Source organism: Enterobacter cloacae complex sp. CDL013, assembly GCF_049238805.1.
Taxonomy (GTDB): Bacteria; Pseudomonadota; Gammaproteobacteria; order Enterobacterales; family Enterobacteriaceae; genus Enterobacter; species Enterobacter hormaechei_C.
On sequence record NZ_JBMKGT010000008.1, the window covers coordinates 1 to 21,479 of the forward strand.

A 21,479-nucleotide genomic window follows, 5' to 3' on the forward strand; every position below is an offset into this window, starting at 1 on the left:
TTCAATCTGAGCCATGATCAAACTCTTCAATTTAAAAGTTTGATGCTCAATGAATTAAACTTCGTAATGAATTACGTGTTCACTCGTTGAGACTTGGTATTCATTTAGTGTCCGAGGACATTAAGAATCCATGTCACTTTGAGTGCCCACACAGATTGTCTGATAAATTGTTAAAGAGCAGTGCCGCTTCGTTTTCGCTGCGGCGCGGGGTGTGCATATTACGCTTTCCCGCTTCAGAGTCAAGCGTTTGTTTTGCTTTTCTCTGCTGACCCGGCGGCGTGTGTGCCGTTGTTCCGTGTCAGTGGAGGCGCATTATAGGGAGTTCTTCTGAAGTGACAAGAGGAAATTTAAAAAAAATTTCTGACCGTGTTTTTTTTCACCAAAAGCGATGAGATCCAGCTACAAATTGTTCTATTTGATGTATCTGCAACCACAATCACACCTGAGATGGCATAATTAGCCGCATCAATATCTAAGGAATAAAAGCGATGCCATTAAGCGCACAACAGCTGGCAGCTCAAAAAAACCTGTCCTATGTGCTGGCAGAGAAACTGGCGCAGCTGATCTTAGCGGGTAAATATGCTCCAGGTAGCATCCTGCCCAGCGAGATGGAGCTGGGAGATCAGTTTGGCGTTAGCCGTACAGCCGTTCGCGAAGCGGTAAAAACATTAACGGCGAAAGGGATGGTGCTTCCACGCCCGCGCATTGGCACCCGCGTTATGCCTCAGGGAAACTGGAACTTTCTCGATCAGGAGTTGCTCACCTGGTGGATGACCGAAGATAACTTTAATCAGGTCGTCGATCACTTTCTGGTCATGCGCAGCAGTCTTGAACCTCAGGCCTGTCTGCTTGCCGCCACGCTCGGCACAGCAGAGCAAAAAGCGCAGCTCAATACTTTGATGGAAGAGATGGTGGATCTGAAAAAGCACTTTAACCGCGAGCGCTGGATAGCGGTCGATATGGCCTGGCATGAACATATCTATAATATGAGCGGAAATCCTTTCCTGACCTCCTTTGCTTCTTTATTCCATTCTGTGTACCACACTTACTTTACCTCTATCACACAGGATGAGGTGGTGAAGCTGGATCTGCATCAGGCGATAGTCGATGCCATTCAGGAGAGCGACGGGCAGCGAGCCCTGAGTGCGTGCCAGGCGTTGCTGGCCGCGCCAACCCACCAGCAGGTAAATAAATGACAGAGAAAAAAGCACGCAGTATGGCCGGATTGCCGTGGATTGCAGCCATGGCGTTCTTTATGCAGGCACTTGATGCCACTATCCTCAATACCGCCCTTCCCGCCATAGCCCAAAGCCTTAACCGCTCCCCGCTGGCGATGCAATCCGCCATCATCAGCTACACCCTGACGGTGGCGATGCTTATTCCGGTCAGCGGCTGGCTGGCCGATCGTTTCGGCACGCGTAAAGTATTCATGCTGGCGGTGACGTTGTTCACCCTCGGTTCTCTGGCTTGCGCCCTCTCCACCTCTTTGACGGAACTGGTTATCTTCCGCGTTCTACAGGGGATAGGCGGCGCGATGATGATGCCCGTCGCGCGTCTGGCGTTATTGCGCGCCTATCCGCGCAGCGAACTGCTCCCGGTGCTCAACTTTGTGACTATGCCGGGGCTGGTCGGCCCGATACTTGGCCCGGTTCTCGGTGGCGTACTGGTGACCTGGGCAAGCTGGCACTGGATCTTCCTGATTAATATTCCGATTGGTGTGGCAGGGCTGATTTATGCCCGTAAATATATGCCGAACTTCACCACGCCAAGACGCAGCTTCGATATGGGCGGCTTCTTCCTGTTTGGCCTGAGCCTGGTCCTGTTCTCCAGCGGGATGGAGCTGTTTGGCGAGAAAATCGTAGCGACGTGGCTGGCGCTGGCCGTCATCCTTAGCGGGATTCTGCTGTTCCTTCTATATATACGTCATGCGCGTCGCCATCCGACACCGCTTATCTCTTTATCTCTGTTTAACACCCGAACGTTTTCCGTCGGGATCGCGGGCAATATTGCCTCGCGTCTGGGCACGGGCTGCGTACCGTTCCTGATGCCGCTGATGCTCCAGGTCGGTTTCGGCTATCCGGCCCTGATTGCTGGCTGCATGATGGCGCCCACGGCGATGGGCTCGATTCTGGCAAAATCGACGGTCACGCAGGTGCTGCGCTGGTTTGGCTATCGTAAGACGCTGGTTGGCGTGACGATCTTTATCGGATTGATGATTGCGCAGTTCTCTCTGCAATCTGCGGCGTTACCAATCTGGATGCTGATCCTGCCGCTGTTTGTGCTGGGTATGGCCATGTCGACGCAGTTTACGTCGATGAACACCATCACCCTTGCGGACCTCACCGACGAGAATGCCAGCAGCGGCAACAGCGTACTGGCGGTCACTCAACAGCTGTCGATCAGCCTCGGGGTTGCCGTAAGCGCGGCGGTACTGCGGTTTTATGAAGGGTTTGACGGTACTAATACCGTTGAGCAGTTCCACTATACCTTTATCACCATGGGCGCGCTTACCGTGGTATCGGCGGTGGTCTTTATGTTGTTAAAACCAAAAGACGGCCGGAACCTGATTAAAGAGCGTCACAAAGAGAAGGCTAAACCGAACCGCGTTCCATCAGAACAGGAGTAAGCTGCAAACGTTGCTGTTGCAGCGTGGGCTGGGCCATGCGGTGGATCAACACATCGATGGCCAGCTCGCCCAGTTCATCTTTCGGCTGATGGATGGTGGTCAGCGGCGGCGTCATGTAGCGCGCCAGTTCGATATCATCGTAACCGACGATCGCCATGTCGTCCGGGACACGTAATCCCGCCTGATAAAGCGCCTGATAAGCTCCGAATGCCATCGCATCATTACCGATAAACACCGCCTGCGGGCGCGGCTCTTGCGCCAGCAGTTTCTGCATTGCTTCAAATCCACCGTTAAATTCGAAATCGCCGGTGATGCAATAGCCATCAGGAATGGCAAGCCCCGCACGTTCCATGGCCGAAAGATAGCCTTCCAGACGCAAGCGCGCCGGGGTTTTATCCAGCGGGCCGGTAATACAGGCAATGCGGGTATGACCTTTATCGATCAGATGCTGAGTCGCCATATCGCCGCCCAGCAGCGAGTTATCCTGGATCAGATCGCTGGTGCCGTCGAACGGCGCCCAGTCCATCATCACCGTGGGAATAGAAGGGTAGCGCTGGATGATCTCTTTCGAAGGTTGATGCGTTTCGGTACAGAGCAGCAGCAGCCCGTCGACGCGTTTTTGCATCAGCGTTTCCAGGTTACGGTTCATGCGCTGCTCATCGCCTTCGGTATTACACAGCACCAGGCTGTAGCCGCGCTCGAAGCAGCTGCGCTCCACGCCGCGCACCAGTTCAGAATAAAAAGGGTTGGTACTGGCCGTGATCAGCATGCCGATGGTGCGCGTCTGGTTGAGCTTCAGGCTGCGGGCCAGCGCAGACGGCGCATAGTTGAGTTCTTTAATTGCAGCGTCAACTTTCTCCCGAATCGCCTCGCTGACGAAGCGATCGTTATTGATAACGTGGGAAACAGTCGAGGTAGAAACGCCCGCCATACGGGCGACATCTTTCATTGTGGCCAAGCGTTACCCCTGCTGACTTAAGAATTCATCAATCTCTTTACGCCATGGAACAGAAGGCTGAGCGCCTTTGCGCGTCACCGCGATCGCAGCGGCGGCATGCGCGAAGCGGATCGCGTCATCCATTGCTTTTCCTTCCAGCAGCGCCGTTACCAGCGCACCGTTGAAGGTGTCTCCTGCGGCGATGGTATCAATGGCTTTGACCTTAAAGCCCGGCACGCGACGACCTTCGCCATTGACGCTAGCCCACACCCCACGGCTGCCGAGGGTGATGATCACGGTGCCGATGCCTTTATCATGCAGCGCAAGCGCGGCACGCGCTGCATCGTCATCATTTTCGACACGGATACCCGTCAGCTTTTCCGCTTCGGTTTCGTTCGGGGTGATAATATCCACCAGCGCCAGCAGCTCGTCTGATAATACACGGGCAGGTGCCGGGTTAAGTACGACAGAGGTATGATTTTCATGCGCAATTTTCGCAGCGGCCAGCACGCTTTCAACCGGTGACTCCAGCTGCATCAGCAGGGCTTCCGCTCCGGCGATGATTCCACGCTGCGCTTCGACGCGTTCAGTCGTTAACGCGGCATTAGCCCCTGCATGAATACCGATGACATTCTCACCTTCCGCATTGACGAAAATCAGCGCCACGCCGGTAGATTCCCCTGCAACCACGCTGACGGGTGCGATGTCGATGTTGTCGCTTGCGAGCTGTTTGCGTACGCGCTCGCCGGTATCGTCATCACCCGTACAGGCGATAAACGCGATATTCGCCCCGCTGCGTCCGGCGGCAACCGCCTGGTTTGCGCCCTTACCGCCGAACGCCACCTGATACTGATTGCCGGTGACGGTTTCGCCCGGAGTGGGGAACGTTTCAAGGTTAAGAATGTGATCGGCATTGATACTGCCAAGGACGACGAGGTTGCCTGCGGTTTTCATGTATTGAGGTGTCCATCTGAGAGCGCCACCGGTATTACCCGGTGGCGTATGCCACACTTTTCTTTTATTTGGTGTCCCTCAGGCAGCCAGCGACTGCCTGAATCGCCTTTACTGCTTAATGACCAGTTTCAGGTCAACAGGATATTTGGCCTGAACTTTTTCGCCCTTCAGCACTTTATCGGCAGTTTGCACGCCTGTCGCGCCAATCTGCTCAGGCAGCTGAGCGATGGTCGCAGCCAGTTTGCCATCATTTACTGCTTTTTCACCATCCGGCGTGCCGTCAAATCCGACAACCATCACATCTGATTTACCCGCAGTCTGGAGCGCACGCAGCGCACCGAGCGCCATTTCGTCGTTCTGTGCGAATACCGCCTGCACATCAGGATGCGCGGTCAGCAGGTTCTGCATGACGTTCAGACCCTTTGTACGGTCGAAGTCTGCCGGCTGGCTCGCCAGCACGTTGAATTTGTGCGCCGCTACAGCCTGCTGGAAACCCTCACCACGTTCACGGGCCGCGGAAGTCCCGGCGATACCCTGCAACTCAATCACTTTCGCGCCTTCACCGGCTTTCTTCGCGATGTAGTCGCCGGCGATTTTTCCGCCCAGTACGTTATCAGACGCAATGTGGCTGACCACATCCCCTTTCGTTGCCTGACGGTCAAGGGTGATTACCGGGATCTTCGCCTGGTTTGCCATCTTCACGGCATTACCGACCGCGTCGGAATCGGTTGGGTTGATCAGCAGGATTTTGGTGCCACGAACGGTTAAGTCCTGAACGTTAGCCAGCTCTTTCGCCGGGTTGTTCTGAGAATCCAGCACCACCAGGTTGTAGCCCAGTTTATCTGCTTCTTTCTGCGCGCCATCCTTCAGGGAGACGAAGAACGGGTTGTTCAGGGTAGAGACAACCAGCGCGATGGTGTCCTTCGCCATGGCGTTAGCACTTACGGTTGCGCTCAGCGCGACAGCAGAAACCAGGGTAGCCAGTTTTTTCATGTTCATATCTAAGATGTCCTGTAGTGTCGTCAGTTACTGTTTTTTGTTGTCTACCAGTACCGCCAGCAAAATCACCACTGCCTTAACGATCATCTGGTAATAGGAGGAAACACCTAACAAATTCAAACCATTATTCAGGAAACCGAGGATCAGTGCGCCGATCAATGTCCCAACAATGCGACCTTTACCGCCCGCAAGGCTCGTACCGCCCAGAACCACTGCCGCGATGGCATCCAGCTCATAGCCCGTACCCGCCGTTGGCTGTGCGGAAGAGAGGCGCGCCACTTCGATGATGCCCGCCAGAGACGCCAGCAGGCCGCACAGGGAGTAAACGATAATTTTGACTTTATTAACGCTGATACCGGACAGGCGCGTTGCCGCTTCGTTACCGCCCAGCGCATAGATATAACGACCCAGACGGGTATGGTGCAGCATGTACCACGCCGCCAGGAAAACGATAGCCATGATCCAGACCGGGGTCGGGACACCCAGCGGGCGACCGATACCGAACCAGCCAAACAGATCGGCGTTATCGGTAAAGCCGGTATTAATCGGGCTGCCGTTGGTGTACACCATGGTCACACCGCGCAGCAGCAGCATCATCACCAGCGTGGCGATGAACGCCTGAACGCGACCTTTCGCCACAATTACGCCGGTTACGGCGCCAATTGCCGCACCTGCCGCCAGCGCAGCGGCAACGGCCACCAGCGCGTTGACCTCAATACCGACAATCGACGCGGCGATCGCGCCGGTGAGGGCCAGCAGGGAACCGACGGACAGATCGATACCCGAGGTCAAAATCACCAGCGTCATCCCCACCGCCATAATGGCGTTGACAGAGGTCTGCTGAAGAATGTTGAACAGGTTATTGACGGTAAAAAAGTTCGGGCTCATGGTCGAGACAATCGCGATCAGCACCAGCAGGGCAATCAGCGATTTTTGTTCCATCAGCCATGCCTTTGTGAAATAGCGGCGACCAGAAACAGCCTGGGTAGTCATCTTCTTACTCCTGATTCACGCGATTAAGCTTGCCCACAGCGGCAGCCATCAGAACTTCCTGGGTGGCCTGCTCGCGAGTGAATTCACCGCCGAGATGCCCTTCATGCATGACGATAATGCGATCGCTCATGCCTAATACTTCTGGCATCTCGGAAGAGACCAGAATGATGCTCAGACCGTCGGCCTTGAACTGGTTAATCAGCTGATAGATCTCTTTTTTCGCGCCCACGTCCACGCCGCGGGTGGGCTCATCGAGGATCAGTACTTTCGGGCGCGTCATCAACCCGCGGGCAATCGCCACTTTCTGCTGATTACCGCCGGACAACAGGCCAATCGCCTGCTCCATCGATGGGGTTTTAACGTTAAAGAGACGGATAAAATCGCTGACCGCCTGCTGCTCATCTTTGTGTTTCAGGCTGCCGCCGCTGCGGCTGAAATAGCCTAGCGCAGTCAGGGACATGTTCTCTTTTACCGACATGCCCAGCACTAAGCCGTCGCGCTTACGGTCTTCAGAGATATAGACGATGCCATTCGCCAGCCCGTCCTGCGGCGAGCGGGTGACCACTTCATGACCGTCAAGGGTAACGTAGCCGCTGGTGCGCGGCAGTGCGCCATAGAGCACTTTCATCAGTTCAGTACGCCCCGCCCCCATCAGGCCCGCGACGCCAAGGATCTCGCCCTTGCGCAGGGTAAAGGAGACGTCATTCACGCCCGGTCCGCAGAGGTTATCCACCTTCAGGCGGATCTCACCCGGCGCTTTCTCCAGATGTGGATACTGATCTTCGAGCTTACGTCCCACCATCATTTCGATCAGCGAATCTTCGGTCAGGGTTGCTACTTCGCGCTCGGCAATAAACTGCCCGTCGCGAAAGACGGTGACGTCGTCGCAGATTTCGAAGATCTCTTTCATGCGGTGTGAGATATAGACAATGCCGCGGCCCTGGGATTTCAGCTCACGGATCACGCGGAACAAGGATTCGGTTTCGGTATCGGTCAGGGCGTCGGTCGGTTCATCCATAATGATGACCTTCGACTCGAAGCTCAGCACCTTCGCGATTTCCACCATCTGCTGATCGCCGATGGAAAGGTCGCCCACCAGTCGGTCGCTCTTAAAGCGCAGATTCAGCTTCGCCAGCAGTTTGTCCGCTTCGGCATACATGGTTTTCCAGTCGATTTTGCCAAACCGGTTCACGAACTCACGGCCGAGGAAGATGTTCTCCGCAATGGTGAGCTGCGGGATCAGGTTCAGCTCCTGGTGGATGATGCCGATGCCCGCTTCCTGAGAGGATTTAGGGCCGTTGAAGGTGGTCTCTTTACCCAGCCACAGCAGCGAACCGGCATCGCGTTGGTAGATACCGGTCAGCACTTTCATCATGGTGGATTTGCCGGCGCCGTTTTCGCCCACCAGCGCCATGACGCGCCCGGAATAGACGTTCAGCGCCGCGCCGGAGAGGGCTTTTACGCCCGGGAACAATTTATCGATCCCTTTGAGTTGCAGTAATGCGTCCATGATGGCCTCAGAAGGTGACGCCAGCACAGAGAATGATATTCGCATACGGGGAACACTCCCCGCTGCGAATCACCGCCTGACTGTCTGCGGTTTGTTGTTTGAACTGCTCGTGCGTTGTGTAACGAATTTCTATGGTGTTTCCCTGGTGCTGTTGCAGTTGCTCAATGTGGCTGAGCAACGTTTCGTGGAGTTGCGGATTATGTTGTTTGATTTCCGCGGCGAGAATGGCCGCCTCAACCTGCATCTCCGCGGTGACCACTTCCAGTACCTGCATGAACGAGGGTACGCCCTGCGTTAACGCCATATCGATACGGGTTGTGCTGCGCGGAACCGGTAAGCCTGCATCGCAAACCACCAGCGTATCGGTATGCCCAAGACGGGAAATCACCGATGAGATTTCTGAGTTGAGTACTGTGCCTTTCTTCATTTTTTGCTCCACTAGCGAAACGTTTCGCTAAAAACAGTGTAGCCGCAGAAGTGTTCAGAAAACCATCATGACGTAACGGATTTGTGATCAACGTCGAAACGTTTCGCTAAGTGAAATGCAGAGGAGGTAAATGCAAAACGGTAACCGTCAGGTTACCGTTTTTTATGGTTGCGCCCTCTCCCTGTGGGAGAGGGTCGGGGTGAGGGCATCAGCCCGCACGGAGTCTTAAATCTCGACCTGCGTGCCCAGCTCAATCACGCGATTAGGCGGGATCTCAAACTGGTCAGGCGCACGCAGGGCGTTACGTTGCAGAATGAGATACAGCTTGCCGCGCAGGCGCAGATACCATGGGCGCTTGCCGATGATCAGCGACTCGTGGGACATAAAGAACGACGTCTCCATCATGCGGCAACTCAGGCCTTCCAGACCGCAGCGGTGGAACACCTCTTCCACGTTCGGCGTTTCGCGCCAGCCGTAGCTTGCCACCACGCGCCAGAAGGTTGGCGACAGCTGTTCAATCTGTACGCGACGCACGTTGTGAACGTACGGCGCATCTTCAGTACGCAGCGTCAGCAGGATCACGCGCTCGTGCAGCACTTTGTTGTGCTTGAGGTTATGCATCAGCGCAAACGGGATTACGTTCAGCGCGCGAGACATATACACCGCCGTGCCCGGCACGCGCACCGGTGGGGATTTCTCCAGCGAGGCAATCATCGCCTCCAGAGAGTTACCGTGCTCATGCATACGACGCAGCAGGCGGAAACGTTCGCTCTTCCACGTCGTCATCACAATAAACATCACCAGACCCAGCGTCAGCGGCAGCCAGCCACCGGAGACAATCTTGTCGAGATTCGCAGAAAACAGCGGCACGTCGATACAGAGGAAGCCAACCAGGATCAGCCCCACGAGGAACTTATTCCAGTGCCAGTTACGGTACGCCACGGTGGTGGAGAGAATAGAGGTCAACACCATCGTTCCGGTTACCGCGATACCGTACGCCGCCGCCAGATTACTGGAGTGCTCAAAGCTGACGATGACAATCACCACCGCGAAGTAGAGCAGCCAGTTGACGAACGGAATGTAGATCTGGCCAGACTCCATCTCTGAGGTATGGATAATGCGCATTGGGGAGAGATAACCCAACCGCACGGCCTGACGCGTCAGGGAGAATACGCCGGAAATGACAGCCTGAGAGGCAATGACCGTCGCCAGCGTCGCCAGGATCAGCATCGGAACCAGCGCCCAGTCCGGCGCCAGCAGGAAGAACGGGTTTTTAATCGCTTCAGGGTGTGCAAGCAGCAGCGCGCCCTGACCGAAGTAATTCAGCACCAGTGAAGGCAAGACCACGCTAAACCATGCGACGCGAATAGGGAGTTTCCCGAAGTGGCCCATATCCGCATACAGCGCTTCAACACCGGTAATGGAAAGTACCACCGCGCCCAGCGCCACAAACGACACCACTTTATATTCCAGGAAGAAATGCACCGCCCACAATGGGTTCAGCGCGTGCAGGACATCCGGGTTGGCGATAATACTGCGTAAGCCCAGCGCCGCCAGGATCAGGAACCAGGCCAGCATAATAGGCGCGAACAGCTTACCCACCAGCCCGGTACCGTGTTTTTGTATAGCAAACAGCAACGTCAGCACGATAATAGCGAGTGGCACCACCCAAGTATCAAGCTGTGGCGCGACAATCTCCAGCCCCTCTATGGCCGACATTACCGAAATCGCCGGCGTAATCACGACTTCTCCATAGAAGAAGCTGCCGCCAATCAGGCCAATGATGACCAGCACGGAGGTCATTCTTGCAGACGTATTGCGCCCGGCAAGGGACATCAGGGTCAGAATACCGCCCTCGCCCGCGTTATCAGCCCGCATAACGAAAGAGAGATACTTAAGGGAGACCACCAGGATCAGCAGCCAGAAGATGAGCGAGAGGAAACCAAATACGGCGTCACGCTCTACACCAAAACCAAACTGACCGGACAGACATTCACGAAGCGTATAAAGCGGGCTGGTGCCGATATCACCGTAGACAACCCCGATCGCCGCAAGCGTTACTGCGGGTAATGATTGCTTATTATCAGTGCTCATAGACTAGTCTTTTCGTTTGAATAACAAATGTGTGCTTAGTCCCTTGGCCCACAAAAAGCGCACAGTATGCACGATTCAATGCAAAATCGTACCCCTAAATGCAGCCACATTAATGTAGCGCAAAGAAAATAGCGCCGCACTTCAGCCTATTACCAGGCCAGACCGAAACGTCTATACTCGCTTCAATTAGCCGCCACGACGGCGAAAGGATGCAAAACTATTATGGCTCACTCACATTTATTAGCAGAAAGAATTTCCCGTCTCAGCAGTGCGCTGGAAAAAGGCCTTTACGAGCGTAGCCACGCCATTCGCCTCTGTTTACTGGCGGCGCTGAGCGGGGAAAGCGTGTTTCTGCTGGGGCCGCCGGGCATTGCCAAAAGTCTGATCGCACGCCGCCTCAAATTCGCTTTCCAGAACGCGCGCGCATTCGAGTATTTGATGACGCGCTTCTCCACGCCGGAAGAAGTTTTCGGCCCACTCTCCATTCAGGCGCTAAAAGATGAGGGACGCTATGAACGTCTGACGGCGGGCTATCTCCCGGAAGCGGAAATCGTCTTTCTTGATGAGATCTGGAAAGCCGGCCCGGCCATTCTGAATACCCTGCTGACGGCAATTAACGAACGCCGATTCCGCAACGGCGCCAGCGAAGAGAAGATCCCCATGCGCCTGCTGGTGGCCGCGTCAAACGAATTGCCCGAAGCCGACAGCAGCCTGGAAGCGCTGTATGACCGTATGTTGATCCGCCTGTGGCTGGATAAAGTCCAGGATAAATCAAACTTCCGTTCTATGCTGGTAAGCCAGCAGGATGAAAACGAAAATCCGGTGGCAGCGTCATTGCAGGTCACGGACGAGGAATACCACCAGTGGCAGGAGGAGATCGGCAAGATAAAACTGCCTGATCCCGTTTTTGAGCTGATCTTCATGCTGCGCCAGCAGCTTGATTTACTGCCCTCCGCGCCGTACGTCTCCGATCGTCGCTGGAAAAAAGCCATTCGTCTGCTCCAGGCAAGCGCGCTGTTTAGCGGCCGCGATGCTGTCGCTCCCATCGATCTGATCCTGCTGAAAGACTGCCTGTGGCATGACGCAGAAGGGATGAATCTGATGCAGCAGCAGCTGGACGTTTTGATGACCGGACACGCGTGGGGTCAGCAATCCATGCTTAATCAACTGGGGGCGATTGCTCAACGTCGCCTTCAGCTCCAGCAGCAGCAAAGTGACAAAACCGCGCTGAAGGTGAACCGTCTTGGCGGGATGTTTGCCCGTAAACCGCACTACGAACTGCCAGCCGGGCTGACTGACGCCTCGCTCACGCTTCTTCTTCAGCAGCCGCTGAAGCTTCATGATATGCAGGTTGTGCATGTGACTATCGAACGCGTTGCGCTGGTTCAGTGGCTGGATAAGGGCGGTGAGATCCGCGGTAAACTCAACGGTATCGGCTTTGCACAGCCGTTGTCGATGGAAGTCGACAGCAGCCAGCACCTTGTGATCCGCGACGTCAGCCTTCAGGGATCGCGCCTGGCTCTGCCGGGCACGGCCTCCGACACTGTGCCGGAGGAGATCAAACAGCAGCTCGACGCGCTGGATAACGAATGGCATCAGCAGCACACCCGCTTCAGCGAGCAGCAGAAATGCCTCTTTATCCATAGCGACTGGTTAGGTCGCATTGAAGCCAGCTTGCAGGATGTCAGCGCGCAGATTAAACAGGCGCGTCAATGCTAACGCTGGACACGCTTAACGTCATGCTGGCGGTTAGCGAGGAAGGGTTGATCGAAGAGGTCGTCATTACCCTGCTCGCTTCACCGCAGCTGGCGGCCTTCTTTGAAAAATTCCCGAAGCTCCGAAAAGCAATGACGGACGATCTTCCCCGCTGGCGCGATAACCTGCGCCAGCGGTTTAAGGAGACGGAAGTCCCGCCGGAACTGACAGAGGAAGTGGCTGGTTACCAGCAGTGCCAGCGGCTTTCAACGCCGCAGTTTATTGCCCAGCTACAGCAAACTCTGACGCTGCTTGATAACGTTCACTCCCCGTTTGCCAGCCAGGCCAGAGCGCTGGTCACGGACAACCCCAGCTTCACTCCCGCCCTGCATACGCTGTTTTTACAGCGCTGGCGACTGAGCCTTGTGGTCCAGGCCACGGCCCTCAATCAGCAGTTGCTGGACGAAGAGCGCGAACAGTTGCTCAGTGAGGTCCAGGAGCGAATGACCCTGAGCGGCCAGTTAGAACAGGTGCTGGTGGAGAATGAAAACGCCGCTGGTCGACTCTGGGATATGAGTGCCGGCCAGTTAAAGCGGGGCGATTATCAGCTGATCGTGAAGTACGGCGACTTTCTGGCGCAACAGCCGGAGCTGATGAAGCTCGCAGAACAGCTCGGCCGCTCCCGGGAGGCCCGGTCGGTCCCAAAGAAAGATGCGCCGATGGAGACCTTCCGAACGCTGGTACGCGAGCCCTCCACCGTACCGGAGCAGGTGGACGGGTTACAGCAAAGCGATGACATCCTGCGTCTGCTGCCTACGGAACTCAGCACGCTGGGAATGACCGAACTGGAGTATGAGTTTTATCGTCGGCTGGTGGAAAAACAGCTCATTACCTATCGACTGCATGGCGAAGCCTGGCGCGAGAAGATCAGCCAGCGTCCGGTGGTGCACCAGGATTTTGATGAGCAACCGCGCGGCCCATTCATTGTTTGCGTCGATACGTCCGGATCGATGGGGGGCTTTAATGAACAGTGCGCAAAAGCGTTCTGCCTGGCCCTGATGCGCGTGGCGCTCGCCGATCGTCGTCGCTGCTACATCATGCTCTTTTCCAGCGAAGTGGTGGGGTATGAACTGACCAGCCCGCAGGGGCTGGAGCAGGCGATCCGCTTTTTAAGCCAGCGCTTTCGCGGCGGCACCGATCTGGCCAGCTGTTTTCGCAGTATCATTGAGCGCATGCAGGGCGGTGACTGGTACGACGCGGATGCGGTGGTGATTTCCGATTTTATTGCCCAGCGGCTGCCGGACGAGGTCGTGAATAAAGTGAAGGAGATGCAGCGCGTGCACCAGCACCGTTTCCATGCCGTGGCGATGTCTGCACATGGAAAACCCGGCATCATGCGCATCTTCGATCATATCTGGCGCTTTGATACCGGGTTGCGTAGCCGCCTGCTCAGACGCTGGCGACGTTAATTAAAGAAGAGAACCTACGCTCTCACGTACCTGCTGCGGCCAGACCCCACACTGCACCTGACCGATATGGGACAGTTGCAACAGCAGCATGGTCAGACGAGACTGGCCAATACCACCGCCGATGGTCTGCGGCATTTCACCGCGCAGCAGCGCCTGGTGCCATTCCAGTTGCAGACGATCCTCATCACCGGTCACGGCCAGCTGACGCTTCAGTGCTTCAGCATCCACGCGGATCCCCATTGAAGAGAGTTCAAACGCATCTTCCAGAACCGGGTTCCAGACCAGAATATCGCCATTCAGACCAGCATATTCGCTTTCGCCCACTGTGCTCCAGTCATCGTAATCCGGCGCACGGACGTCGTGACGTTTACCATCAGACAATTTTCCGCCAATGCCGATCAGGAATACCGCGCCAAGCTCTTTGGCAATCGCGCGTTCACGGCCTTTGGCATCCAGATCCGGGAAACGGCTCAGCAATTCCTGACTGTGAACAAAGTGGATCGTTTCCGGCAGGAACGGTGCCAGACCAAACTCTTTGCTTACGGCCGCTTCGGTCGCTTTGATCCCGGCGTAGATCGCCTCAACGGTAGACTTCAGCGTGCCAACGTGGCGCTCGCCGTCACCCATTACGCGCTCCCAGTCCCACTGGTCAACGTAGACAGAGTGAATTGGGGAGAGACGGTCTTCATCGGGGCGAAGGGCTTTCATGTGCGTGTAAAGCCCTTCGCCCGCGCTGAAGTCGTGTTGTCCCAGGGTTTGACGCTTCCACTTCGCCAGGGAATGAACCACTTCGAACTGGGCGTCTGGCAGTGTTTTCACTTTTACCTGTACCGCTTTTTCGCAACCAGACAAGTTATCCTGCGTCCCGTCACCCACGCGGCTCAGAATCGGCGCCTGAACTTCAATAAGGCCAAGCTTCTCTTCCAGCTGGCGGGAAAAATGGGATTTAACGAAACTGATCTGGCGTTGTTTTGCGATGTAAGCGGTTTTCATTATTTATACTCCTGCGTCCTGTTGATACTGATTAAGCAACAGAACAGGCGCTTAATTCAATAACTCATTAACAAAAAGCCTCCTTCACTTTTGATTCGTTAAAATAAGACGCTAGAATAGAAGGAATCATTAATCTTCATAAGAAAAACCTATGGAAAATTATCAGATCGACAATCTGGACCGCGGCATTCTGGAAGCGCTCATGGCCAACGCACGCACCGCGTATGCCGAACTGGCGAAACAATTTGGCGTCAGCCCGGGGACCATTCACGTTCGCGTAGAGAAAATGAAGCAGGCCGGGATCATCACCGGCGCACGCATTGATGTCAGCCCGAAGCAACTCGGCTACGACGTCTGCTGCTTCATTGGCATTATTCTGAAAAGCGCCAAAGATTACCCCTCCGCGCTGGAGAAACTGAACGCGCTGGATGAAGTCACCGAGGCGTACTACACCACCGGGCACTACAGCATCTTTATAAAGGTCATGTGCCGATCCATTGACGCCCTCCAGCAGGTACTTATCAACAAGATCCAAACAATCGATGAAATTCAGTCCACTGAAACACTGATCTCCCTGCAAAACCCGATCATGCGTACTATCCGCCCGTGATCGGGCAATTTCATTCCCACATTTTCCACAGGTAGATCCCAGCTCGTTCACAGCGTACAATGGCCGCCTCTTTATCTGAGCGAGCGATCAATGGCGGACATTACTCTTATCAGCGGCAGCACCCTGGGCGGTGCGGAATATGTAGCGGAACATCTGGCTGAGAAGCTGGAAGACGCGGGCTTTTCTACACAAACGCTGCACGGACCGCTGCTGGAAGATCTCCCGACTGACGGGGTCTGGCTGCTGATCACCTCCACGCACGGCGCGGGCGATCTGCCAGATAACCTGCAACCTTTATATGACGAACTGCTGGAACAACAGCCCGATCTGTCAAACGTCCGGTTTGGCGCTGTGGGGATCGGCAGCCGTGAATATGACACTTTCTGTGGCGCCATAGAGAAAGTAGAAGCTGCGGTGACCGCCTGCGGAGCAAAACAGCTGGGTGAAACGCTGAAGATCAATATCCTCGATCATGATATTCCCGAAGATCCAGCCGAGATCTGGCTCGCGGAATGGAAAAATTTACTCAAAAACGATTAAAGATCGTGCGATCAGATGTGGATAACTCTGGTTAAAAGCTCGTATTAAGCCGTAGTTATCCAAATAACAACGTTGGTTTAGTTTTTGACCTGTGTATAAAGTGGCGATCTGATCCCAGCTTATACGGTCCAGGATCACCGATCATTCACAGCAAACGATTCTTCCTAACTGCATGATCTTATTTATGGGATCGGACTTATCCACAAAGGTCTGCGATCCTAATAAGAGATCACAATAGAACAGATCTCTAAATAAAAAGATCTTCTTTTTAATAGCCCAGGATCCCAATGCTTTCTCGAAAGACTAAAGTTGAGTAGAATCCACGGCCCGGGCTTCAATCCATTTTCATACCGCTTTACACGAGGCAGACCACCATGTTTTATCAGGATCCTTTTGACGTCATCATCATTGGCGGGGGTCACGCAGGCACTGAGGCCGCAATGGCCGCAGCGCGAATGGGTCAGCAGACCCTGCTTTTGACACACAATATCGACACGCTGGGACAAATGTCCTGTAATCCGGCGATTGGCGGCATTGGGAAAGGACACCTGGTAAAAGAAGTGGATGCACTTGGCGGCCTGATGGCGAAAGCGATCGATCATGCAGGCATCCAGTTTAGGATACTAAACGCGAGTAAAGGTCCGGCTGTTCGCGCCACCCGTGCACAGGCAGACCGTGTGCTTTACCGTCAGGCTGTGCGCACCGCGCTGGAAAACCAACCGAACCTGATGATCTTCCAGCAGGCGGTAGAAGATCTTATCGTGGAGAACGATCGTGTTGTTGGTGCCGTGACCCAAATGGGTCTCAAATTCCGCGCAAAAGCGGTGGTGCTGACGGTCGGGACATTCCTGGACGGTAAAATCCATATTGGTCTGGACAATTACAGCGGTGGTCGTGCTGGCGATCCGCCGTCAATTCCGTTATCTCGTCGTCTGCGTGAGCTGCCGCTGCGCGTAAGCCGCCTGAAAACCGGCACGCCGCCGCGTATTGATGCGCGCACCATTGATTTCAGCGTGCTGGCACAGCAGCACGGCGATAACCCGATGCCGGTGTTCTCGTTCATGGGCAATGCGGCGCAACATCCGCAGCAGGTGCCGTGCTACATCACGCACACCAATGAAAAAACCCATGACGTGATCCGCAATAATCTCGATCGCAGCCCAATGTATGCTGGTGTGATCGAAGGGATTGGCCCGCGTTATTGCCCGTCGATCGAAGACAAAGTGATGCGCTTTGCCGATCGTAATCAGCACCAGATCTTCCTCGAACCGGAAGGGCTGACCTCTAACGAAATTTACCCGAACGGCATCTCCACCAGCCTGCCGTTCGACGTGCAGATGCAGATTGTGCGTTCAATGCAGGGCATGGAAAACGCGAAGATCGTTCGTCCTGGCTACGCTATTGAGTACGATTTCTTCGATCCGCGTGACCTGAAGCCGACGCTGGAAAGCAAATTCATTCAGGGTCTGTTCTTCGCAGGCCAGATTAACGGCACCACCGGGTACGAAGAAGCTGCCGCGCAAGGGCTGCTGGCCGGTCTGAACGCCGCTCGCTTCTCTGCCGAGAAAGAGGGCTGGGCACCGGCGCGTTCTCAGGCTTACCTGGGCGTTCTGGTCGACGATCTCTGCACGCTGGGGACCAAAGAACCGTACCGCATGTTTACTTCTCGTGCGGAATATCGCCTGATGCTGCGCGAAGACAATGCCGATCTGCGTCTGACCGAGGTGGGCCGCGAGCTGGGTCTGGTGGATGACGAGCGCTGGGCGCGCTTCAACGAGAAGCTGGAGCGCATTGAACAGGAACGTCAGCGCCTGAAAACCACCTGGGTGAATCCGCAGGCGGAAACTGCTGCTGAAGTGAATGCTCACTTAACAGCACCGCTGTCGCGCGAAGCCAGTGGGGAAGATCTGCTGCGCCGTCCTGAAGTCACCTACGAGAATCTGGTCAAACTGACGGCGTTCGCACCGGGCCTTGAAGACGCTGAAGCTGCCGAGCAGGTCGAAATTCAGGTGAAGTACGAAGGCTACATCGCGCGTCAGCAGGATGAGATCGAAAAACAGCAGCGCAACGAAAACACGCTGCTGCCGGAAATGCTGGACTACCGTCAGGTGACGGGCCTTTCCAACGAAGTGATCGCTAAGCTGAACGATCACAAACCTGTGTCGATTGGCCAGGCCTCACGTATCTCTGGCGTCACACCTGCCGCGATTTCGATTCTGCTGGTGTGGCTGAAAAAGCAGGGCATGCTGCGCCGTAGCGCGTAATGCTCTGTAAATAGCCCGGTGGCGCTGCGCTTACCGGGCCTACTGAACCCGTAGGGCGGGTTAGCGAAGCGCCACCCGCCACTTAAGTTTCTCAACAGGTATCCACCGTGCTCAATAAACTCTCTCGTCTGCTGGAACAGGCAGGTATTTCGCTCACCGATCACCAGAAAAATCAGCTGGTGGCCTATGTCGATATGCTGAACAAATGGAATAAAGCGTACAACCTCACCTCCGTACGCGATCCCAACGAGATGCTGATTCGCCATATTCTCGATAGCATCGTCGTGGCGCCGTATCTGAACGGTGAACGTTTTATCGATGTGGGCACCGGTCCGGGCTTGCCGGGCGTTCCGTTGTCTATTGTTCGACCGGAGAGTCATTTCACGCTGCTGGACAGCCTGGGCAAGCGCGTACGCTTTTTACGCCAGGTTCAGCATGAGCTGAAGCTGGAAAACATTACGCCCGTACAGAGCAGGGTAGAGGAGTTCCCGGCAGAGCCACCGTTTGACGGTGTTATCAGCCGCGCGTTTGCCTCACTCAATGACATGGTGAGCTGGTGCAAACACCTGCCAGCGGAGAAGGGGCGTTTTTATGCGCTGAAAGGGCAACTTCCGGGGGACGAAATCGAGCAGCTTCCGGACGGTTTTGTTGTCGAATCTATTGAGAAACTCCAGATCCCTCAGCTCGAAGGTGAGCGTCATCTGGTGATAATTAAGCCAAACACTTTTTAAAAAATTAATAAAAAATGTGGAATTTGTGCTGTTCTGATCGTGTTAAAAAGCAGCACATTCAGTCTGATTTGGTCGTCGTTAATTTAACCTTGTTGTTACCATGGATTTTCTTATGGTTAACCTGACGTGATTCGTTCACTCAGAGGATAGTCAACCATGAAATTATCAGTCTGCTAAAAGTGGGTAAAAGCAACAAGAATGGAATGTTAAATATTTATTAAGAATGTCAATAAAAGGTTTTTGTTGTATACGGCTCTGTTTTAAAAATAGTTGCGGTTTTTTTGCTTTAATTTCATGCAGATGAAATTAATCGTTTTACGTCTTTGATAAATACCATTTTATCGCAAATGTGTATTTTGTGATCTCGTGCACGCTTTATCACCAACGTTTCCGCGCTGTTTGCAGTTTTGCCTGAAGGTCAACGCTTGGGTCAAAAGTTGAAAAATAGGACTGGGGAAAAATATTTAAACATTTATTCACCTTTTCGCTACTTAATGTTTGAAATCACGGGTACGCACCGTATAATTTGACCGCTTTTTGATGCTTGACTCTGAGCCTTAAAGGACGTTTTATACGACACGCGGCATACCTCGAAGGGAGCAGGAGTAAAAACGTGATGTCTGTGTCGCTCTTGAGTAGAAACGTTGCTCGTAAGCTTCTGTTCATTCAGTTTCTGGCTGTGATAGCAAGTGGACTGCTGTTTAGCCTCAAAGACCCCTTCTGGGGCATCTCCGCCGCGTGCGGAGGTTTGGCGGTGGTTCTGCCAAACGTGTTGTTTATGATTTTTGCCTGGCGTCATCAGGCGCATACACCTGCCAAAGGCCGCGTGGCCTGGTCCTTCGCTCTCGGCGAAGTGTGTAAGGTGTTGCTGACCTTTGCTCTACTGGTGATGGCGCTGGCGGTTTTGAAAGTGGTATTCATGCCGCTGATAGCAACGTGGGTTTTGGTGCTGGTGGTACAAGTTCTGGCTCCAGCTGTAATCAATAACAAAGGGTAAAAGGCATCATGGCTTCAGAAAATATGACGCCGCAGGATTACATAGGTCACCATCTGAATAACCTTCAGCTGGACCTGCGTACATTCTCGCTGGTGGATCCACATAACCCCCCGGCCACCTTCTGGACGATCAACATCGACTCCATGTTCTTCTCGGTGGTTTTGGGTCTTCTGTTCCTGGCCATGTTCCGCAGCGTTGCTAAAAAGGCGACCAGCGGTGTTCCAGGGAAATTCCAGACGTTCATCGAGATGATCATCGGCTTCGTCCATGGCAGCGTGAAAGATATGTACCATGGTAAGAGCAAACTGATTGCTCCGCTGGCCCTGACCGTGTTCGTTTGGGTCTTCCTGATGAACCTGATGGACCTCCTGCCTATCGATTTCTTACCTTGGATCGGTGAGCACGTACTCGGCCTGCCTGCACTGCGCGTGGTTCCGTCTGCCGACGTGAACATCACCCTGTCGATGGCGCTGGGCGTATTTATCCTCATTCTGTTCTACAGCATCAAAATGAAAGGCGTAAGCGGCTTTGTGAAAGAGCTTACCTTGCAGCCGTTCAACCACTGGGCGTTTATTCCGGTCAACCTGATTCTGGAAGGCGTTAGCCTGCTGTCCAAACCTGTTTCACTGGGTCTGCGACTGTTCGGCAACATGTATGCGGGTGAGCTGATTTTCATTCTGATCGCGGGTCTTCTGCCGTGGTGGTCACAGTGGATTCTGAATGTGCCATGGGCCATTTTCCACATCCTGATCATTACGCTGCAAGCCTTTATCTTCATGGTTCTGACGATCGTCTATCTGTCGATGGCGTCTGAAGAGCACTGATTTTTTACCAACACTACTACGTTTTAATTGAAACAAACTGGAGACTGTCATGGAAAACCTGAATATGGATCTGCTGTACATGGCTGCCGCTGTGATGATGGGTCTGGCGGCTATCGGTGCTGCGATCGGTATCGGCATCCTCGGGGGCAAATTCCTGGAAGGCGCAGCGCGTCAACCTGATCTGATTCCTCTGCTGCGTACTCAGTTCTTTATCGTTATGGGTCTGGTGGATGCAATCCCAATGATCGCTGTAGGTCTGGGTCTGTACGTGATGTTTGCTGTCGCGTAGTAGTTGTTTTAAAACCCCAAGCCACAGAAATTTAAGAGGTATTGTGCTGTGAACATGAACGCAACAATCCTCGGCCAGGCCATCGCGTTTATTCTCTTTGTCTGGTTCTGCATGAAGTATGTATGGCCGCCTTTAATGGCTGCCATCGAAAAACGTCAGAAAGAAATTGCTGACGGTCTGGCTTCCGCAGAACGCGCTAAGAAAGATTTGGACCTTGCACAGGCCAACGCGACAGACCAGCTGAAAAAAGCGAAAGCTGAAGCTCAGGTAATCATTGAACAGGCTAACAAACGCCGTTCTCAGATCCTGGACGAAGCCAAAGCTGAAGCAGAACAGGAACGTACTAAGATCGTGACACAGGCTCAGGCTGAAATTGAAGCTGAGCGTAAACGTGCTCGTGAAGAACTGCGTAAGCAGGTTGCGATTCTGGCTGTTGCTGGCGCCGAGAAGATCATCGAACGTTCCGTGGATGAAGCTGCTAACAGCGACATCGTGGACAAACTTGTCGCTGAACTGTAAGGAGGGAG

At 54.2% G+C, this 21,479-nt stretch carries 20 protein-coding genes; 12 read left to right on the top strand and 8 right to left on the bottom strand.

Annotation, left to right across the window (positions count from 1 at the left end):
* The first annotated feature begins 488 nt into the window (after window positions 1–488).
* The gene (locus ACOTXD_RS16975) at window positions 489–1,196 is read left to right on the top strand and encodes a FadR/GntR family transcriptional regulator (protein ID WP_003862405.1); all 708 of its coding nucleotides are present in this window, start codon (window positions 489–491) and stop codon (window positions 1,194–1,196) included.
* On the top strand, window positions 1,193–2,626 hold the full coding sequence (gene mdtD / locus ACOTXD_RS16980) for a multidrug transporter subunit MdtD (protein ID WP_003862403.1): 1,434 nt from the start codon (window positions 1,193–1,195) through the stop codon (window positions 2,624–2,626). Before ACOTXD_RS16975 ends, mdtD begins: the two co-directional genes overlap by 4 nt.
* Here the strand turns inward: mdtD and rbsR are convergent.
* The 7 genes from rbsR to kup all read right to left on the bottom strand — a co-directional run bounded on the left by rbsR (window position 2,592) and on the right by kup (window position 10,540).
* A complete protein-coding gene (gene rbsR, locus ACOTXD_RS16985; RefSeq protein ID WP_072200116.1) occupies window positions 2,592–3,584 on the bottom strand; it encodes a ribose operon transcriptional repressor RbsR in 993 nt (330 codons plus the stop codon). The genes mdtD and rbsR overlap by 35 nt on opposite strands.
* Window positions 3,585–3,587: 3 nt before the next feature.
* Window positions 3,588–4,517, bottom strand: a complete 930-nt coding sequence (gene rbsK, locus ACOTXD_RS16990; protein WP_003862399.1) for a ribokinase — start codon at window positions 4,515–4,517, stop codon at window positions 3,588–3,590.
* Between the two features lie 108 nt (window positions 4,518–4,625).
* Window positions 4,626–5,516, bottom strand: a complete 891-nt coding sequence (gene rbsB, locus ACOTXD_RS16995) for a ribose ABC transporter substrate-binding protein RbsB (protein ID WP_003862397.1) — start codon at window positions 5,514–5,516, stop codon at window positions 4,626–4,628.
* 27 nt (window positions 5,517–5,543) lie between these two features.
* Window positions 5,544–6,509 carry a ribose ABC transporter permease gene (gene rbsC / locus ACOTXD_RS17000; RefSeq protein ID WP_003862395.1) on the bottom strand — a complete coding sequence of 322 codons (966 nt, stop codon included), beginning with the start codon at window positions 6,507–6,509 and terminating at the stop codon, window positions 5,544–5,546.
* A 4-nt stretch (window positions 6,510–6,513) separates the two neighbouring features.
* Window positions 6,514–8,019 carry a ribose ABC transporter ATP-binding protein RbsA gene (rbsA, locus tag ACOTXD_RS17005; RefSeq protein ID WP_126501164.1) on the bottom strand — a complete coding sequence of 502 codons (1,506 nt, stop codon included), beginning with the start codon at window positions 8,017–8,019 and terminating at the stop codon, window positions 6,514–6,516.
* Window positions 8,020–8,026: 7 nt separating this feature from the next.
* The gene (gene rbsD, locus ACOTXD_RS17010) at window positions 8,027–8,446 is read right to left on the bottom strand and encodes a D-ribose pyranase (protein WP_003862392.1); all 420 of its coding nucleotides are present in this window, start codon (window positions 8,444–8,446) and stop codon (window positions 8,027–8,029) included.
* A 225-nt stretch (window positions 8,447–8,671) separates the two neighbouring features.
* A complete protein-coding gene (kup, locus tag ACOTXD_RS17015; protein ID WP_003862390.1) occupies window positions 8,672–10,540 on the bottom strand; it encodes a low affinity potassium transporter Kup in 1,869 nt (622 codons plus the stop codon).
* A 222-nt stretch (window positions 10,541–10,762) separates the two neighbouring features.
* On the opposite strand from kup, the gene ravA reads away from it, so the two are divergent.
* The gene (ravA, locus tag ACOTXD_RS17020; RefSeq protein WP_003862389.1) at window positions 10,763–12,259 is read left to right on the top strand and encodes an ATPase RavA; all 1,497 of its coding nucleotides are present in this window, start codon (window positions 10,763–10,765) and stop codon (window positions 12,257–12,259) included.
* A complete protein-coding gene (gene viaA / locus ACOTXD_RS17025) occupies window positions 12,253–13,704 on the top strand; it encodes an ATPase RavA stimulator ViaA (RefSeq protein WP_023315068.1) in 1,452 nt (483 codons plus the stop codon). The genes ravA and viaA overlap by 7 nt, the downstream gene beginning before the upstream one ends.
* On the opposite strand, the gene asnA is transcribed toward viaA, so the two are convergent.
* Window positions 13,705–14,697, bottom strand: a complete 993-nt coding sequence (gene asnA, locus ACOTXD_RS17030) for an aspartate--ammonia ligase (RefSeq protein ID WP_003862385.1) — start codon at window positions 14,695–14,697, stop codon at window positions 13,705–13,707. It abuts the gene before it with no gap.
* Window positions 14,698–14,848: 151 nt separating this feature from the next.
* Between asnA and asnC the strand changes: the two genes are divergently transcribed.
* The 8 genes from asnC (at window position 14,849) to atpF (ending at window position 21,471) form a co-directional block, all read left to right on the top strand.
* Window positions 14,849–15,307 (top strand): transcriptional regulator AsnC, encoded by a 459-nt coding sequence (asnC, locus tag ACOTXD_RS17035; RefSeq protein ID WP_003862383.1) that lies wholly within the window; start codon window positions 14,849–14,851, stop codon window positions 15,305–15,307.
* 90 nt (window positions 15,308–15,397) lie between these two features.
* The gene (gene mioC, locus ACOTXD_RS17040; protein WP_003862381.1) at window positions 15,398–15,847 is read left to right on the top strand and encodes an FMN-binding protein MioC; all 450 of its coding nucleotides are present in this window, start codon (window positions 15,398–15,400) and stop codon (window positions 15,845–15,847) included.
* Between the two features lie 374 nt (window positions 15,848–16,221).
* On the top strand, window positions 16,222–18,111 hold the full coding sequence (gene mnmG / locus ACOTXD_RS17045; RefSeq protein ID WP_003862379.1) for a tRNA uridine-5-carboxymethylaminomethyl(34) synthesis enzyme MnmG: 1,890 nt from the start codon (window positions 16,222–16,224) through the stop codon (window positions 18,109–18,111).
* Window positions 18,112–18,218: 107 nt separating this feature from the next.
* On the top strand, window positions 18,219–18,842 hold the full coding sequence (gene rsmG, locus ACOTXD_RS17050) for a 16S rRNA (guanine(527)-N(7))-methyltransferase RsmG (RefSeq protein ID WP_003862377.1): 624 nt from the start codon (window positions 18,219–18,221) through the stop codon (window positions 18,840–18,842).
* A gap of 616 nt (window positions 18,843–19,458) precedes the next feature.
* The gene (gene atpI, locus ACOTXD_RS17055; RefSeq protein WP_003862375.1) at window positions 19,459–19,839 is read left to right on the top strand and encodes a F0F1 ATP synthase subunit I; all 381 of its coding nucleotides are present in this window, start codon (window positions 19,459–19,461) and stop codon (window positions 19,837–19,839) included.
* A gap of 8 nt (window positions 19,840–19,847) precedes the next feature.
* Entirely contained in the window at window positions 19,848–20,663 is an 816-nt protein-coding gene (atpB, locus tag ACOTXD_RS17060) for a F0F1 ATP synthase subunit A (RefSeq protein ID WP_003862373.1), read from the top strand.
* 49 nt (window positions 20,664–20,712) lie between these two features.
* On the top strand, window positions 20,713–20,952 hold the full coding sequence (atpE, locus tag ACOTXD_RS17065; protein WP_000429386.1) for a F0F1 ATP synthase subunit C: 240 nt from the start codon (window positions 20,713–20,715) through the stop codon (window positions 20,950–20,952).
* A gap of 48 nt (window positions 20,953–21,000) precedes the next feature.
* Window positions 21,001–21,471 (top strand): F0F1 ATP synthase subunit B, encoded by a 471-nt coding sequence (gene atpF / locus ACOTXD_RS17070; RefSeq protein WP_003862370.1) that lies wholly within the window; start codon window positions 21,001–21,003, stop codon window positions 21,469–21,471.
* Window positions 21,472–21,479: the final 8 nt, after the last annotated feature.

What these genes read in the sequence shown, in the direction of transcription:
- asnA (WP_003862385.1), bottom strand. Translation starts at nt 14,697, where the DNA reads ATGAAAACCGCTTACATCGCAAAACAACGCCAGATCAGTTTCGTTAAA.
- viaA (WP_023315068.1), top strand. Translation starts at nt 12,253, where the DNA reads ATGCTAACGCTGGACACGCTTAACGTCATGCTGGCGGTTAGCGAGGAA.
- rbsK (WP_003862399.1), bottom strand. Translation starts at nt 4,517, where the DNA reads ATGAAAACCGCAGGCAACCTCGTCGTCCTTGGCAGTATCAATGCCGAT.
- atpI (WP_003862375.1), top strand. Translation starts at nt 19,459, where the DNA reads ATGTCTGTGTCGCTCTTGAGTAGAAACGTTGCTCGTAAGCTTCTGTTC.
- atpE (WP_000429386.1), top strand. Translation starts at nt 20,713, where the DNA reads ATGGAAAACCTGAATATGGATCTGCTGTACATGGCTGCCGCTGTGATG.
- atpB (WP_003862373.1), top strand. Translation starts at nt 19,848, where the DNA reads ATGGCTTCAGAAAATATGACGCCGCAGGATTACATAGGTCACCATCTG.
- kup (WP_003862390.1), bottom strand. Translation starts at nt 10,540, where the DNA reads ATGAGCACTGATAATAAGCAATCATTACCCGCAGTAACGCTTGCGGCG.
- asnC (WP_003862383.1), top strand. Translation starts at nt 14,849, where the DNA reads ATGGAAAATTATCAGATCGACAATCTGGACCGCGGCATTCTGGAAGCG.
- mioC (WP_003862381.1), top strand. Translation starts at nt 15,398, where the DNA reads ATGGCGGACATTACTCTTATCAGCGGCAGCACCCTGGGCGGTGCGGAA.
- rbsA (WP_126501164.1), bottom strand. Translation starts at nt 8,019, where the DNA reads ATGGACGCATTACTGCAACTCAAAGGGATCGATAAATTGTTCCCGGGC.
- mdtD (WP_003862403.1), top strand. Translation starts at nt 1,193, where the DNA reads ATGACAGAGAAAAAAGCACGCAGTATGGCCGGATTGCCGTGGATTGCA.
- ACOTXD_RS16975 (WP_003862405.1), top strand. Translation starts at nt 489, where the DNA reads ATGCCATTAAGCGCACAACAGCTGGCAGCTCAAAAAAACCTGTCCTAT.
- rbsB (WP_003862397.1), bottom strand. Translation starts at nt 5,516, where the DNA reads ATGAACATGAAAAAACTGGCTACCCTGGTTTCTGCTGTCGCGCTGAGC.
- rbsD (WP_003862392.1), bottom strand. Translation starts at nt 8,446, where the DNA reads ATGAAGAAAGGCACAGTACTCAACTCAGAAATCTCATCGGTGATTTCC.
- ravA (WP_003862389.1), top strand. Translation starts at nt 10,763, where the DNA reads ATGGCTCACTCACATTTATTAGCAGAAAGAATTTCCCGTCTCAGCAGT.
- mnmG (WP_003862379.1), top strand. Translation starts at nt 16,222, where the DNA reads ATGTTTTATCAGGATCCTTTTGACGTCATCATCATTGGCGGGGGTCAC.
- rbsC (WP_003862395.1), bottom strand. Translation starts at nt 6,509, where the DNA reads ATGACTACCCAGGCTGTTTCTGGTCGCCGCTATTTCACAAAGGCATGG.